Here is a 16,192-nt window from a genome sequence, read left to right on the forward strand (position 1 = left end):
ACAAGCATGAAAGCTGTATTCTCTGCGACGGCTGTAAGGATTGTGAGAATTTCTCAATTTCCAGTCATTCAGACGCCGATTTGAAACTAGAGAAGGCATTTTTTCTGTTGTCTACTTGTAGACTTTTTGTCGGCATGCATAGAATTCAGGAGAGTTGCCTGTCAGCTGAGGCAATTTACAGAACTTTTAATGATCAGGTCTTGTCTTAATCTCAGGTTCTGAACACCGGTCACAGCATTTACACCCCATCCAGAGGACAAGCAGGAAAATTCTCATGGCTACGGATTTCCGGCAAAAAGAGCGGCTCCCTGAACTGACAGATCGTATCGTCGAAACCTATCATGAGATCGGTACGATTCACCATTTAGGCCATTGCCCGCTTCCCAGCCAGGACGCCGTCATTGAAGCGGCCCAAGATCTGAAAGACGTCATCTTCCCCGGTTACAGCCGTCGGCAGAATCTGCACCTGGGCAACGTAACTTACCATGTGGGAAACATCATTGACTCCCTGCATGATATCCTGACCTTACAAATTGGTCGCGCGTTACGGCACCAGCATGTGCAGAGGCACGGCGCCGACTGCGAGAAACTCAACCAGATCGATTTCGAAGCCGAAGGGCAGCGGAAAACGCTCCAGTTCCTGGAAACGATCCCGGAAATCCGTCGCGCACTCTCCACGGACGTGCAGGCGGCTTTGGATGGCGACCCGGCTGCGACCTGCTTTGATGAAATCATCTTCTGCTATCCCGGTCTCGAAGCGATTACGATCTACCGGATCGCCCATGAATTGTACAAACTGGATGTTCCCATCATCCCCCGCATGCTGTCAGAATGGGCTCACGCACAGACCGGCATTGATATTCACCCGGGTGCCATCATCGGACACTCATTCTTTATCGATCATGGTACGGGTGTCGTGATCGGGGAAACCTGTGAGATTGCGGAGAACGTCAAAGTCTACCAGGGGGTTACCCTCGGTGCCTTGAGCTTCCCGAAAGACTCCGAAGGCCGCATTATTCGCGAGCAGAAACGGCATCCCACCATCGAAAAAGGTGTGGTGATTTACGCCAATGCCACGATTCTGGGAGGCGACACGGTCATTGGTCAGGACGCCGTCATCGGCGCGAGTGTCTCGCTGATGAAAAGCGTGCTGCCCAATACGATTGTCACCATCGAAAAGCCATCGCTCCGCTTTCGTGAAGCATCCTGATCCCAGCCCCCTGATTCCAGACCTTTGATCTCTGGCCCCTGTCCCAGGCCGCAGATCACGCTCTTGCAGGTCTGTCATTTTCATTGACGAACTATGTTGCCGGGTGCCTGAACCTGTAATCTCTGGATGTGAGCCACTCTGCGGAATCGGGGGGTTCTGCTTCCCTCCCAGCGCAAAAAAATCCTGTGTGAATCAGACACTGATCGCACACAGGATTGAATGAGTGGTAGATTTAAGCTCAGGCAATTGCCCGGCGTGGACCTGCATCATCACGATCTTCTTTGATCGATCCGACATGATCCAGCGTCCGGTCGAGCTGGGAGGCCAGTTTTTCCTGGGTTTCCAGTAACGAAGCAGCAGCGACTTCGTACTGTTTTTCGCGGCTGGATAGCTGATTGGCCCGCTGGTGCAGTTCTTCCGAGAAACGCGTCAGTTCCTGCATCATGTTTTCGAGATCAGCCAGCAGCACCAGTTGTTCCTGCTCAGAAAGCGACTCCTGCTGGAAATCCTGTTCTTCCTGTTCCTCGTTCAACTGATGAAGCTGAGACATCAAGGCAGCAGCGCCCTGCTCACGTCGTGATTCATATTTCTCGATCAGGTGAAAATCCTGTTCAATCAGGTCAACAAGTTCGGACGCAGACAGGTCCTTCAGAGTAGTTTCTTTGGTCATAGAGTGATCTCTTTTTTTATCTGGAGTGAATGGTGCGCTCGTCTGAAGCGGCGAGCCAGATAAGCCAGCGGTGGAAATGTTCATTGCTGCATGTGGTCTGGACTGACAAAACTCAAATTCAATGGGACCGATTGTGATCAGATCACCATCCGACAGTTCCGAGGTGCGAAGCGGTATCCCGTTCAATAACAGTCTGGGCTGAGCAACCATGGCTTCGATCCGGGCGACTTCCTCTTCGACATGGATCACGGAATGTAATATCGGCATCTCTCGACCGGTGAGCTGAAGACCGCAGCAGGAACCTGCTCCAATCGTCAGACGGTCACCTGATACAGGCCGCACGGGAAAACTGGTTTTTCCCTTTTTGATTTCCAGTGAATACCGGGGCGAAGATTCGACGACCACAGACTTTCAACCTCATGTTGAGACAGGAACGTTTTGATTCCTCAGTGCCCTTTTTTAAAGGGCTACACAACACTGAATCGACCGTCTATTGACGACAGCATGAGAAAACGTTCCAGTTACTTTATCATCAAAATCCCCTGATGAATCCCGGCACGATAACAGTCAGAGTCTATGCAGATTAGATAAAATAGAAAGCTTGATTCACGCACGATTGGCGTCAACCTGGAGAAGCAGCGCAGCATTTTCCCGTCAGAGGTTTTGTAGATCCCTGTTAATAAAGGAAACACCTCAGGCAGGCTCGCGGGACTTTTTCCAGACCGAGGCGCGGCCCTGTCAGACGAGCCGGTCTCCAGCCATTTTGCGGGGAATTCAGTCGATTTTATTGCCGGGAAGTTTACGTTCCGTCGGCGGAGGCAGATCAGGTTCGGGAGCAGCAGGCTGGGAGGGTGGCGGTTTATAGCCTTCACACGTCAGCTTGAGATTACCGCCCAGGGGAACCCGAAATTCGGAACTGCTGTCCAGCGCCGTCCAGCCCGCCATCACATCTTTCTGATCCGCATATTCCCGTGCCACCAGGTAGGTATCGTAACTGTCTGACCAGACGCGAAAATTCAGATAAAAGAATTGCGGGTTGATCTTCTGCAGTTCCTGACGAAACAGGGCCGACGATTTTCGCAGGCGTTCTGCTGTATCCCCACGTCCTTCGCGTAATTCCAGTACAAGATAGGGAACCCCGCCCACGGGTTTCAGCTTGATTCGCCAGTCACGATTGCCGACGTTCTTATTCTCGAACACCTTGACCAGTTGGTCGCAATCGATGGCCTGTTCGGGCGCAGTCACCAGCCGACTCTGGGCGATTGCCGTCAAAGCCAGATTCTGCAACAGGGGAATATCGACTCGCATGATCCGTCCGTCCCGGCAGACATAGTCGATGGCCTTGGCTTCTTTCGGCGCATCGCGCGGATTCGGCAGATTGACAATTTTGGCATTCGGCGTGGGACCGGGATCCGGTGTTTTGGCCAGCTTTGCCTTGATGTCGGCCAGCTCTGTCTCTTTGTCGACAATGCTCTTTTCCAGCGATTTGACTTCTTTATCGCGTTCAGCGATCTCTTGCTTCAACTTCTCGATATTGACCTGGATCTCTTTTAATTTCTCCAGTTCCTTCTTCAGTTTTTCTGCCAGCTCTTTCTGCTGATCGACGTTGACCGTCTTTTTATCTTCAGTCAGTTCTTTTACCGTTTTCAGCTGCTCCTGCTCAAGCTTCAGCAATTCATCAAGCTCCGCGACTTTCTGTTCCGCCCGCTCCATATCTGTTTCTGAAATGGCGCTTTTAATACGACTGACGGCTTCTCCCACGCCCAGCTGAGTCACGGTCAGCATAATCACGAGGATTCCCACTACGTTGGTCATCGTATCCAGCAGGGAATCCAGGCTCGCACCGCTGGATGAACTTTTTTTACGTTTCATGACTCGCTTTGAATTCCAGGGAAATTCGTCGGTTTGATTGAAAAGGCTTTGATTCGAACCGTGTCTCTACAGAAGCCCGTACTTTCCGGCCCCACACGGCTGCAGAACAGAGTTCGCTCTGTATAATCATAAAAGCGATACCGGTCTGATCGCAAGCAGCGACCATCGGTTGTTCCGTAAAAGTCATAATTGCCTGAACGGGTTGAGGAAGGAAACGTGGACGTTTTTTCATTAAATATCCCGGGATTGATGGTCGTGGGTACCGATACGGATGTCGGAAAGACATATATCACTGCCGCCATTGCCCGCCAGCTGGTTTCAGAAGGAATCCGGACCGGGGCCTATAAACCCGCCTGCAGTGGCAGCGTGCTGGATCCGGAGACCGGCGCCCGGAAGTGGGCCGATATTGAACAGCTGTCAGAAGCCATTCAAACCGCTGTTCCCCTGGAACGGATCTGCCCCCAGCGCTTTCACGCCCCGCTGGCACCGCCGGTCGCTGCTGCCAGTCAGGGAGAGCAGGTCGACGAACGTCTCCTGCTGGAAGGGGCACAATGGTGGCAGGATCAGGCCGAGTTCCTGCTGGTGGAAGGGGTGGGAGGCGTCCTGTGTCCTCTTTCCGAAACGATGCTGATTGTCGATTTCGCGGCTCAGCTCAGGCTGCCGCTGCTGATTGTGGCGCGGGCAGGACTGGGGACGATCAATCACAGCCTGCTGACCATCGAAGCCTTACAGCACAGGGGACTCGCCATTGCGGGTCTGATCCTGAACGATGTCGACCCTGAACTCAGCGATGAGTCACGTCAGTCAAACGCCGCCCGGATTCAACAATGGACAAGCGTGCCGGTTTTGTCTTTTGTCCCCTTTGAATGGCGGTCGAACTTGCTTCACTACCAGACTCAGGCCAGAATAGACTGGATACAATTAGCACAGGATTCCCACTGAATCGTCCTCCCCTGCGCCAGAACCATCCGTCTGATCGCCGGCTTCCCCGCGGACGTTCCAGCGCCGATCCTGCCTCTACAACAGCCTCAACTTATCAGAAATCAACCGGAGAAATGGATGAGTATTGAAGTGAATTGCCCCTCATGCGGGGGCTCCATCCAGATCGAAGCCGTCTCGGAAGTCGTGGCGTGCCCTTTATGCCAGATGCATCTGCAGGTCGATGCCGAAACCAGTGAGCCTGTGCTGGTCTCAGAAGAAGACGCGGCAGAACAAGAAGACGCAGAAGATGCCGCGACTGCAGGTAACCCCGATCCAGCAGCCGAGACAGATAATTCGAACGAAAGCGATCTCACACCCCCCGAGGCTGGCTTCGCTGTGCCGGAGGAAGCTGATTCGTCAGACAACGAAGGGGAAGCCGCAACGGCCTCGCCGTTCTCGTTTCTCCCCGGGGCCGCCGAAAATAAAAACAGCAAAAAACAGCCCGAACGACCGGCGTCCAGCTTCTCATTTCTTCCCGGCGGCAATGACACCGCTCCAGCCGAGTCGCAAGCTACGGAACCCGCAGCGCCGGAAACGGAAGCCGCAGCGGGCGAGTCTGTAGAAAAGGCAACCACCGAAACTGTAGCAGCGGAAGATACAGTCGCAGCCACCGACACAGAAGATCACGATGAAGAAGCCACGACGGATGCCTCCCAAACAGAAGAACCGGTGGCAGAAGAAACAACGAACGATCTTACTGAGACGGAAATGCCACCGGCTGACCCGCCAGTCGAAAACGCGACTGAGGAAGTGACAGCGGAATCAACGGCAACAGGACCTGCCCCGGAAACGATGCTGGCAGCAACTGCCCCTCCCGAACCGGCGGCTCAACCCGCGCCGCAAAGCTACCGTCGGGAAAAAGTGGTTTCCAAGCGGTTATTCACGCTTACGCTGACTTATGCCCTTGCCGTCACCGCCATGCTTGCGATGTTGATGTATGTCCGCTACCAGGGAGATCCCCATCAACTGGAAAGCCTGCCCGACCTGAAACCACCTGTCAAAAATGATGAGATCGCGCTCCAGCTGATCCCCGAAAATGCGACGCTGCCTCCTGGCCATGTCCTGCAGCTCGGGGGGCCGGGACGTCGATTCGGAAATGTTCTGGTGACGCCGCTGCGTGTCACCCGGGGGCCTCTCGAATTTGAACATTACACGGGCGACACCAGCCAGACACGTGAGCCCACGGGCGATGTGCTCAAGCTCTACCTGAGATTCGAAAATGTTTCCCACGACCAGACCTTCGAACCCCTCGATCAGAAGCTGCTGCTCACCCGCGTCGCGGGCAAAAACGTCGATGCAAAAATGCGGGCCAATAATTTCGTGAGCAGCGTGGATCAGAAGCAGACGGACGGCAACCGGGTGCTGATCTACGATATGCCCCCCTCCTGGGAATGGAATCTGAAGGGACAGAATATCAATCAGGAAAATAAACCGCAGGAACTGAAACCTGGCGAAAGTTTTGAAACCTATGTTGCTTCGAACGAACAGGGTATTGACGATTTAAAAGGGGAACTCGTCTGGCGACTGCAGATCCGTAAAGGCTATAACCCAAAATCGCATCGGGGGGTAACCACTCTGATTGAAGTGGTATTTCACAGCAGTCAGATTCAATCCGACATGGTCTCCAGCCACAAAGAGACACAGCCGACCACCTGAGGAATCGGCGATTGAGTGCGACGCGCGTAAAAAACGCCTCGGCAGTATTTCAGTAATACCACCGAGGCGTCACGCGGAACCGCATACGATGCGGTGAGGAATTTCTTATGAGGACAATCTTTCCGCTGTGGGGCTGGCACAAGCCTTAGTGATAAGACTTGCACCAGATACCCCTTTCAGGAGAGTACACAATCCTGAAATCTACTTCTGGACCACAACAAAGCGGGCACCACTGTGATTTCTCACCAGCAGCAACACACTGTCTTTGCCTTTTGCTTCTTTCAATCCCTGGTTGAATTGATCCATGGTAGAGACTTCAGTTGTCCCGATCTTTTCGATGATCATGCCTTTCGTCAGACCAGCTTCTTCAGCAGCACTTCCCGGCTCGACAGAAGTAATTACGACTCCTGTCACATCGTCGGAATAGCCTAACTGATTGGCCAGTTCTTCGGTTAAAGGCTGAACTTCGAGTTTCAGTTCATTCACACTGGTTTTCGGTTTCTCTTTGCCGGGTCCTTCGAGGGGCTTTTCATCCTTTGCGACTGAGAAACTGTTGGGCATGGCTTTCATGGTCAGATCTTTATTGACATGTTTACCATCTCTTAAGATCTCCATGACATACGTCTTACCCACTACCAGCTGTTCTACAATACCCTGCAGATTGCGAGGGCCGGAAACTTCCTTACCTGCCAGCTTCAAGATGATGTCACCTGTTCGTAAATCAGCGTCTGCTGCAGGAGAATCTTCCATCACCTGTGTAACGATGGCACCCTGACCAACTTTGATGTCGAACGATTTCGACAGTTCATTACTGATCGGCTGGATGCCGACACCCAGGAAGGCTCGTTCTACTTTACCATTATCAATCAACTGACCGGATACCCAGCGTGCCATGTTGACAGGAACCGCAAAACCAACACCATCATATCCACCACTGCGACTGGAGATCGCCGTGTTGATACCGATAACTTCACCACGCAGGTTCAACAGGGGACCACCGCTGTTACCAGGGTTGATCGCTGCATCTGTCTGCAGGTAATCTTCACGGTCGTTAATTCCGGGACCACGGCTTTTCGCACTGATGATACCATTGGTCACACTCATACCGATTCCGAACGGGTTACCGATCGCCAGAACCCAGTCGCCGATTTCCATTTTGGAACTGTCACCCAGGGGAATCGCCTGCAGGTCTGGAGCATCAATATGAATTACAGCGACGTCAGAACGGGGATCAGTGCGAATATCATCGGCAGTGAATTCCCGACCATCATTCAAAGTAACCTTTACCACGTCGGCGCCATTCACCACATGCGAGTTGGTCATGATCAGACCGCTTTTGTTGATAATGAATCCGGAACCGGTTCCCATCCGACGGGGTGCCTGTCGAGGCTGAGCCTGATTCTGGAACTGTTTGAGCATGTCCTTGAACCGGGGATCACTTTCAAAAAGATCCTGAAATGGTGAATTGTCACCAAACGGCAGAGCATTCTGCCCGGACACTTGGGATGTTTTGCTGATCGTTTCAATCGAAACAATTGCTGGCATCGCCCGGCGGCTGACTTCGCGAAATACATTCGATAATTCATAAGCATTGACTGCTGTTGGCAGATCGGTGCTCGTATCTTTCTGAGCCACCCCGACTGCTGCACCCACCAGACATGCGCTAGCAATTATAGCGAACATCCAGTTTCGATTTCCTGTTAACGCTTTCATTAAATTTACCCTCCTACAGTGTATGGCTTTCAGTTTTGACTCAGGCCATCTCTCTTATGGAATTAATACTAAAAAGGAAACGCGATTCAAATCCCAAATGTGCCTCTTGTAAAATGACTCGACTGGAAAAAACTCGCGCGAACCCCGCTTCCCTGATCAGAAAAAACAGGATCCTGATGTGTGCACATCGTTGAACTTTTGCTCATTTCATTAAGTGGCTGGTCTGCCCTTACTACGAGAGTTGCCTGTAAATGTGTTGGGAATGCTTGAAAAAAAATGAGGAGATTTGCGGCTCACCCTTCAGGACCAGGACAGGTTCTGGCAATATTTTCCCGTTTCACCTGAATATTTTTCGACCATTTCCACGAATCAGGGCTTTTTTGTTTTCTTCAAATAGACGCTAATGTTAATATCTCTCTATACTTAGCAATGGTCATTCAAAAATTCGCCGCGGGCCCTTTCTTCAGAATTCTTCGTTTGACCGTTTGATATTTCTCGAAGAAATAAGATCAGGGGAGGCGTGCATGCAATACGATCTCAGCCCCGTGGAGATCGATCAACTGCTTGAGGAGTGTCAGCAAAATCTGGGATATCGATTTGTTGACTGTGAGCTGTTGAAATCCTGCCTGACACATACATCCGCTGCCAAAACCCGCATGGATTCCAACGAACGACTGGAATTCCTGGGTGATGCGATCCTCGGATCGATCGTCTGCGAGAAACTGTTTGCGCAATTTCCCAACGCCCCGGAAGGAGAACTGACCCGCATCAAATCGGCGGTTGTCAGTCGCAATACCTGTACCCGCCTGGCGCGTGAAAAAGGCCTCGATCGCTTTATCTTTGTCGGCAAAGGACTTGCCATGACAGAGACCCTGCCTGAATCCCTGCTGGCCGGCATGTTCGAAGCGCTCATCGCCGGGATGTACCTGGATGGCGGCATTCTACCCGTGCATCAGTTTCTTGATCCCCTCATCGAGCGCGAAAATTCCAAAGCTTCCCTCTCTGTGCATGGCTACAACTACAAAAGCCTGTTACAGCAATATTCGCAAAAGAAGTTTTCCCAGACCCCCATCTATGAGGTTCTGGACGAAAAAGGGCCGGATCATTCCAAGTTCTTCAAAGTGACCGCCATCATCGGCGAACACAAATATGAACCTGCCTGGGGATCGACGAAAAAAGAAGCGGAGCAGAGAGCCGCCTATAATGCCCTGCGCGAAAATGAAGACGACGAAGAATGGGAACTACCTGCCCTGCCCGATCAGAACTGATTCACGCCAGCAGGGACTTTCATCCAGCCGGTTTTGAATCGCCGGGACTACGCTGCGGAAACAGGGGAAATGGATTCTCTGAAATTCTCAAGGTCTGTAAATAGAAAGGGCCGAGAGAATACGGGAATTCTCTCGGCTCTAAGATGGGGATGATGTTTTGGAATGGCCCAGGGTGGGCAGACCCGCCTCCACGGGTCGGTGGGATTGTCTCTCTCTTCTCTCTTGAACCTTGAAGTCTCTCAACTCTTCAAAATTCTTTGGGTCTCTCTCTTTACCCGAAGCAGGTATAATGCAGCAATCGTGCCATTCACCTTGAACGCAAGACGAAATTTCTGGATTCGTCCTAAAACACTGTAAATACAGGCATTTAGAATCAGAGACTTTGGGGAGTTATTTTTCAGCTTTCTCATGTTTGCAATTCTTGCAATCGAAAAACCTCAAACGGGGCCCCTGAAATGTAAGACTTACAACTCCACAGACACCTTTCGCCCCGCGAATCCAGACGGATTATTCAGCTCGGGGACGCGAATCGCGCACTTCGATGGAGAGTTTGCCCACCGACTGGATGACCGGCAGGAAGAGCGCCAGTGGTGCCGGTGCTTTTTCAGCCAGGCTGGAATCTCCCAGCTTGATATGGCCCGCGCCGATGCCCCCTTTTCCCAATGTCGCATCCAGGGGGATCCAGCGATTATCCAGAAAGACTTCCGTCCACATATGACCCCCGAAGCTTTTCCGGGACGGAATATAGACCAGGCCGACGGCGACCCGTGCAGGTAGATTCTGAGCCCGCAGCATGGCTGCCAGCAGCATCGCATGTTCGGTACAGTCTCCCTCCATATTGCGGGCCACCTCAGCGGCTGACGCTAATGCGGTCGAGAAATTCTTCTTTTTCAGATTTCGATGCACATATTTTTCCATCAACAGAGCCTGCTGCCAGGGATTCGTTTCCGACTGAACCGCGGCTTTCGCATGCTTGATGACACCTGCATCAGAGGACTGCAAAAACGGGCTCGGTTTCACAAACTCGGCATCGATCTCGGCTGCTGGAAACGCCACCGGTACAGCCGCCTTCGTCACTGTCAGCTCAACCCGATCTGCACCGAGCCGTTTGACCTGCTGCGTATCTCCTGCAACCAGATATTTCGCGGGATCATCCTGCTGCATGGAAATCTGGTAGACCACCTGCTCCGTATCATGGGCTGCGGACAGAGGGGAAACCGGAATCAGCGTCTGCATCGCCAGATCTAATTCCCTGCCTGACAGTTCTTCCAGCGCCTGCGCTTTGCTCGCCTGGTAAAGATACATCTTTGCGCCCAGAAAATCTGTCGCTGATTTGATGATCTCCCCCTGCTGATCTACATAAAGGTCCGTGGTCATGCCGGGCAACAGTGACTGCTTCATTTTAATATGCAGACACTTCTCCTGAATTCCCCCGGGTATCTCCACGGGCTCATATTCCAGGGCGACCAGATTCACTTCTGTGATTTTACTGAACTCCGGCAGCAGCATGGAAAACGACTTCTTCTCGCCCGGCTGCAGGGGAGATTCTCGGAATGCGCGCTCGAGATAACTGGGGGAGTAATAATCGGCCTTCCATTTCAGCTGAGTATTCGACGCCTGGTTGGCAATGTCCGTTTCAATATGCAACTGCCCGTCTTTGACAACGCCCCGCGAAATCGTGGAGCCCGCAGGTGGATTCTTCATCTGATAGGAATAGGACAGCAATTCCCCCTCGGCAGTCTCCGTGGTCTGCAGATGAACTTCCAGGTTCAATGCCTGACCGAAACGTTTGAATTTCAGATAGGAATCGTTTTGAGTGTGGATCACTTTCTTACCGGACTGGTCTTCCATCCGCCTTTGACGGTGCTCGTAGCCGATTCTCTGATCCTGGATGTAAATGACCTTCCAGTCTTCTTCCTCTTTCAGCTTGCTGCTTTCGACGGCTCTTTCCCCCGGCTCGACTGCAGGGCTCTGCGAGCAGGCCGTCAATCCGGCCCCCAGACAGAACATGCTCAGCCAGGAAAGCAGCACGACTGCCAGAACAGACAGTCGTCGTTGAATCAATCGTCGTTGAATAAACATCGGCATCATCCGGACCTTATCAAAAAGCAGCAGAATGATTCAGTTCTCTACTGTTTCAGCAGCAACAATAAAAAACCCCACAATTCATACTTGAACAGTGGGGTCATTGTAAAACGATTGCAGGGCGTCTGGATACAGGGAATTAGTCGAGATCCTCATCCAGATCTTCTTCGTCATCCGCCAGGCTTTCGCCGTCATCTAAGTCGTCTACTTCTTCGACTTCATCATCAACGACATCCACATCATCATCGTCTTCGACTTTGGCTACTTCATCGACTTCCACTTCATCCGCATCGTCGACGGGTACTTTCGGGACAACCACTTCTCCGTCTAAGGATTCTTTGATCGGCTGGATGAAGTACAGTTTCTTGGCATTTTTAGCCCGCAGTTGTTCGATCCGCTCGACGGCCGCATCTCGCTGATCGTAGGCAAAACGCGATTCTTCTTTCATACTGCCTGTAAAAACACCCCAGAATAAGCGACGGCGTATTTCAGCCTTCGCGGCCTTCTTTTTACGGGTGGCCTTCTTTTTAGGGGCTTTTTTCTTAGGCGATGATTTTGATTCCGCTTCAGCGGCTTCTGCCTGGCGACGCATTTCCAGACGACTGGGAGTCTTTCGAGCCATTGTGTATTCTTTGGTTAAATAGAACTCTATTAGTTGGTTGATACAGGAACACCCTCGGGCATGGAGCCTGAATCCAGTCACAAAGCACCGTCCTCAGCCTCACTCAGGAGGAGGATACCGGGACCATCGGCGCATATCGCTTACTGGATGCGTGCTAGCATAACATTTCAATTCTGGAATGACTACGCGCAGAGAAGTTCTCAAGCACTGAAGAATCGTTTTTTTTACATATACCGCTGAGAAAACACACCTGATTTTCTGATTCGCTCGACAGGATTCCGGGGCGGCTCTCAGACATTTCAGAATGGCCTCCTGCAGAAAATGTATTTATGAACACTTCTGTTTCCCGTTCCTCATTACTCGTCTTTCAGAAATCCTCAAATCGCCGGATAGAGAAAAATTAACCGTAAGGCAATAATATTAAAACACTTATCGCTATTTATCATTATTCAAAGACCGCAACATTTAACCAATTTCTTCGAAATAATCAGAATAACTTGTTTAACCGGCCCCAGATGACCGATCAATCAGGATAGCAATCTCATTGTTTTGTTTGCGCAGCAGGAATGACTCACCGTGTAAACCAGACGATAGATATAGCTCGAATGTATTGGACGAAAACATAATAAACTCAATTGGGAACGGAGTTGTTCATGAAACGGTATCGTAAGTGGGTCTTGACGCTGGGGATCATGGCGGTGACTCCCGGTATCACAATGGCCGGACCCTTGGATTTCTTCTCAAAGAAATCTGAACAGTCTAGTTCGACCGCTGTATCGGGCAAAGTTACTAACAATCAGAAGGTGGCGAATGAAATCGCTGACGCTCTGAGATCAGCCCGGTTAACCGGTTACAACATGGAAATCGAGTATAATCAGGGCGTTGCCGTTCTGTCGGGTAAAATCCCCACAGCTGCTCAAAAAGCTCAGGCCACCAGATTGATCTCACGCATCGACGGTGTCTCACGGGTTGATAATCGCCTGGAAGTCACGGAAGTCGCTACTAATTCTGCTCCTGCCAGAGAAGCAGAATCACAGAAATCAAGCTTGAACCCGTTCCGCAGAACCAATGAGATTACTCAGGCTTCTGCAACCGATCCTTTCCTGAAAGGCTCACTCAAACAGGCTCAATTTGAACAACCTGTTGAAAACCGTCGCTCCAACATCGAAACGGTTGCCTACCAGGCTCCTGCACCACGCAGTGCTGCCCCCAGCAACCAGCAGATGGCTGAACAGTTGGCCAAAGCATTAGGGCCTGCCCTGGCTTCAGCACATGAAGTGGAAATTCGCTTCAAAAACGGAACGGCAATCCTGCAGGGATCGATTGGTTCTGCACAGGAAAAACAGGCGGCAACACAAATCGCACAACGTGTGACAGGTGTGAAAAACGTGGAAAACAACCTGCAGGTAATGCAGGCTGCTCCTCAGCAGACTTCCATGATTCAGCCGACCAATTACATGAACTACCAGGCTCCCCACCCTGGGCCTGCAGGACCTCCCGCAATGGGACCACCTCCAGGACATCCAGGTATGGGCGGTCATCCTGCTATGGGCGGTCATCCAGGTATGGCTCCTCATCCGGGAATGGGACCGGGGCCAACAAGCCAGGTTTACAACAGTCCTCATCTGCCGGAATCAGCCTGGCCGACTTATGCCAACTATCCTAACTATGCACAGGTAGCTTACCCAAGTGAGTACTCTGCCAGTGCCTTCCCTTACATCGGACCTTTCTATCCCTACCCACAGGTACCACTGGGGTGGAGAGAGGCTCAACTGGAATGGGATGACGGATCATGGAAGCTAAACTTCCGCCCTCGGACAAGCCGCTGGTGGTGGTTCATGAATCCTAAAAACTGGTAATCAGCCAGTGTTAAAATAGACTGCACACAGATGCCTTTCAGGAAAATCACTTCCTGGAAGGCATTTTTTATATCGCGGAACCAGTGCCTCTGCCAGAGAACTGTCCGCAAAAGACGTAAAGCGGATTTTATCCGTTAAATCGTCAAAATCGTCAAATTCTCACAAGGTTATCTGACAAAGCGTCCGATAAGAAGAATATGGAATCATGTTCCGACAAAAACAGGCAGGATGCCGACCGTCTGATCATGACATCTCCTTACCTGAGCAAATCGCTCGCTAACACTGAAAACGAAGTCTCCCTCATATCATGACGACGTTAAATTCACCCGGAGGAAGAAGGATGTTCAAAATCGGGAAGCAATTCAGCCGTGCTTTGCTTTTGGGCTGTGCCTGCTTGTTAACACTCAACACCAGTGGCTGTACGCTGGTCAAAGGCTTCATTGAAGTGACTTATGCCGGATCGGTCTTCTGGCGCACCACTCCTCTGATTCCTGTGACGGCTTACTGGTCACAGTTAATCGAAGACACCTACTGGGAAGAGGAACGCTACAACAAAGCGATGATTCTCGATCCCGTAGAAGGCGAACACGCTCCCCTGTTCTGTCTTGATCCTCCGAGCCCGGATGAAGTCATTCGTGCTCTGCCGGACAAAACCGGCGGCGGAGTCTGGTTCCTGGCAGAAACCACTCGCAACAACGTCCGCATGGTTGTCGAACCGATTGTGGACCGGATTGGCGAATGCCGTTTCTATCCCATGGTAGGACCAGCTCGTCAGCACCACTGTCACTACAAGTGCACCGTGTACTATGACAAAACAATCCGCTCAGACTGGCCTGTACCATTCTCACACAATGACCAGACCAAAGAAGTGGTCTACATCGACCACGACCACCTCATCCGCTGTGCCGGACCTCAGTCTGACTGATCTTCAGACAATGTATGAGACTCCCAGAGCAGCAAGCTGAAAATATAAGTCTACCCACCAGCAAAGCCGATGATTCTAACCGGGTGAAAGAATCGTCGGCTTTTGCATGCGCGGTGATATTTTCAACAATCGCGATCGCCGGTGATGCACATCATTTCAAATCAGAAACTGCCTCACTTCCCTCTCATCAGACTGGTCACGGAATCGGACGTCTGTTTACAATAGATCTCCAGCAGGCACGCTTGAACAGGGCCACGGCAGCGACGCGCCGGATCCCAATACAGTCAATGACGACAGTCTGAGCAAAGCGAGAACAGCATGGCAAAATCTCCTTACAGCCTGAAAGTCGGGCGTGTCTACATCCACAAAAAATGCAAACAGGGAACCCAGGTCAACGGCGAACACTTCGAAGGCTTATGCAACCCCTTCATACTTTGCCTGGGCACTGTCTGTGCCTCGTGTGGCGGACCGCGTGCCTTGAAAACCTTCTACTGGGAAGACACCAAAGAACCGCTGGATGCTTACCGCAGGCGGCTCCGCACCAAAGTTCCTCCGATTTACACCTGGTGGTGGCTCTGGATTTCCCCATTGATCGGCCTGATTGCCGGTTCTGTTATCGGCCCCCTGTTGCTGAAAAAGAGCACACTGCCCGTCGTTGCCGGTTCCGCCGCCGTGGGTACGCTGATCATGTTCCTTATCGTCGGCCCTAAGATCCTGATGCTCATTGCGCCGAAAAAATATTACAAACTGCGATAAGTGATTTCGATCAATTCATTCTTCAACACGACGGACCTTCACATCATGACGACTGCCACAAATTTCAATCCTCAGCGTTTTCAGAACCGGGTCGCATTAGTTACCGGCGGCTCCCGCGGCATCGGCCGGGCCTGCTGTCTCAAACTGGCACAGGAAGGAGCACGCGTCGCCGTCAGTTATCGCAATGGTAAAAGCGATGCGGAAGAAACGCTCCGCCAGATCGAAGCCCTGGGTGGTAGCGGCATGATCGTCCAAAGTGATGTCTCAGTCGAAGCCGAAGTCGACCGCATGGTCGGTGAAGTCGAAGCACAGCTGGGCGACATCGAACTGCTGGTTAACAATTCGGGTACGTTCATCTACCAGCCCCATGACGAGCTCGACCTGGCGGCCTGGCAGCAGATGTTGAATGTCAACCTGACCGGCACTTTCCTGGTCACCTGGCGTGTCAAACCGGGCATGCTCAAACGCCAGTTCGGCAGGATCGTGAACCTGAGCTCACTTTCCGGTCTGCAACCCCGCCCCAAATCAATCGCGTATGCCGTCAGCAAAGCGGGCGTGATCTCCTTCACCCAGAG

The 16,192-nt window shown here is 51.7% G+C and carries 14 protein-coding genes; 8 read left to right on the plus strand and 6 right to left on the minus strand.

From position 1 onward, the window contains the following. Positions 1–274 precede the first annotated feature (274 nt). Positions 275–1,210 carry a serine acetyltransferase gene (locus AACZ40_RS12015; protein ID WP_291167042.1) on the plus strand — a complete coding sequence of 312 codons (936 nt, stop codon included), beginning with the start codon at positions 275–277 and terminating at the stop codon, positions 1,208–1,210. A 238-nt stretch (positions 1,211–1,448) separates the two neighbouring features. On the opposite strand, the gene AACZ40_RS12020 is transcribed toward AACZ40_RS12015, so the two are convergent. From AACZ40_RS12020 to AACZ40_RS12030, 3 genes are all read right to left on the minus strand, one after another. Then, positions 1,449–2,285, minus strand: a complete 837-nt coding sequence (locus tag AACZ40_RS12020) for an FHA domain-containing protein (RefSeq protein ID WP_291167044.1) — start codon at positions 2,283–2,285, stop codon at positions 1,449–1,451. 369 nt (positions 2,286–2,654) lie between these two features. Next, positions 2,655–3,752 carry a hypothetical protein gene (locus tag AACZ40_RS12025; protein ID WP_291167046.1) on the minus strand — a complete coding sequence of 366 codons (1,098 nt, stop codon included), beginning with the start codon at positions 3,750–3,752 and terminating at the stop codon, positions 2,655–2,657. After that, a complete protein-coding gene (locus AACZ40_RS12030) occupies positions 3,742–3,984 on the minus strand; it encodes a hypothetical protein (protein ID WP_291167048.1) in 243 nt (80 codons plus the stop codon). Before AACZ40_RS12030 ends, AACZ40_RS12025 begins: the two co-directional genes overlap by 11 nt. On the opposite strand from AACZ40_RS12030, the gene bioD reads away from it, so the two are divergent. Both bioD and AACZ40_RS12040 read left to right on the plus strand, forming a co-directional pair. Then, positions 3,969–4,694, plus strand: coding sequence for a dethiobiotin synthase (bioD, locus tag AACZ40_RS12035; RefSeq protein WP_291167050.1), 726 nt, complete (start codon positions 3,969–3,971; stop codon positions 4,692–4,694). The two genes, AACZ40_RS12030 and bioD, sit on opposite strands and share 16 nt — an antisense overlap. Positions 4,695–4,811: 117 nt before the next feature. Continuing rightward, positions 4,812–6,389: a hypothetical protein gene (locus tag AACZ40_RS12040; RefSeq protein ID WP_291167052.1), complete on the plus strand. Its 1,578-nt coding sequence runs from the start codon at positions 4,812–4,814 to the stop codon at positions 6,387–6,389. Positions 6,390–6,590: 201 nt separating this feature from the next. Here the strand turns inward: AACZ40_RS12040 and AACZ40_RS12045 are convergent, their stop codons facing one another. Beyond that, complete coding sequence (locus AACZ40_RS12045) at positions 6,591–8,072, minus strand: Do family serine endopeptidase (protein WP_291167054.1); 1,482 nt, start codon at positions 8,070–8,072, stop codon at positions 6,591–6,593. Between the two features lie 554 nt (positions 8,073–8,626). Between AACZ40_RS12045 and rnc the strand changes: the two genes are divergently transcribed. After that, positions 8,627–9,370 carry a ribonuclease III gene (rnc, locus tag AACZ40_RS12050; protein ID WP_291167056.1) on the plus strand — a complete coding sequence of 248 codons (744 nt, stop codon included), beginning with the start codon at positions 8,627–8,629 and terminating at the stop codon, positions 9,368–9,370. Between the two features lie 507 nt (positions 9,371–9,877). Here the strand turns inward: rnc and AACZ40_RS12055 are convergent. Both AACZ40_RS12055 and AACZ40_RS12060 read right to left on the minus strand, forming a co-directional pair. Further along, positions 9,878–11,452 carry a transglutaminase-like domain-containing protein gene (locus tag AACZ40_RS12055; protein WP_291167058.1) on the minus strand — a complete coding sequence of 525 codons (1,575 nt, stop codon included), beginning with the start codon at positions 11,450–11,452 and terminating at the stop codon, positions 9,878–9,880. 142 nt (positions 11,453–11,594) lie between these two features. Further along, on the minus strand, positions 11,595–12,077 hold the full coding sequence (locus tag AACZ40_RS12060) for a hypothetical protein (protein WP_291167060.1): 483 nt from the start codon (positions 12,075–12,077) through the stop codon (positions 11,595–11,597). 653 nt (positions 12,078–12,730) lie between these two features. Here AACZ40_RS12060 and AACZ40_RS12065 point away from each other — a divergent pair. The 4 genes from AACZ40_RS12065 to AACZ40_RS12080 form a co-directional block, all read left to right on the plus strand. After that, positions 12,731–13,936: a BON domain-containing protein gene (locus tag AACZ40_RS12065; protein ID WP_291167062.1), complete on the plus strand. Its 1,206-nt coding sequence runs from the start codon at positions 12,731–12,733 to the stop codon at positions 13,934–13,936. Between the two features lie 340 nt (positions 13,937–14,276). Further along, the gene (locus AACZ40_RS12070) at positions 14,277–14,861 is read left to right on the plus strand and encodes a hypothetical protein (RefSeq protein WP_291167065.1); all 585 of its coding nucleotides are present in this window, start codon (positions 14,277–14,279) and stop codon (positions 14,859–14,861) included. A 318-nt stretch (positions 14,862–15,179) separates the two neighbouring features. Beyond that, a complete protein-coding gene (locus AACZ40_RS12075) occupies positions 15,180–15,617 on the plus strand; it encodes a hypothetical protein (RefSeq protein ID WP_291167067.1) in 438 nt (145 codons plus the stop codon). A gap of 45 nt (positions 15,618–15,662) precedes the next feature. Then, on the plus strand, positions 15,663–16,192 hold a 530-nt coding region (locus tag AACZ40_RS12080), incomplete at its 3' end, for an SDR family NAD(P)-dependent oxidoreductase (RefSeq protein WP_339674531.1).

This window comes from uncultured Gimesia sp. (genome assembly GCF_963972345.1).
Classification (GTDB): Bacteria; Planctomycetota; Planctomycetia; order Planctomycetales; family Planctomycetaceae; genus Gimesia.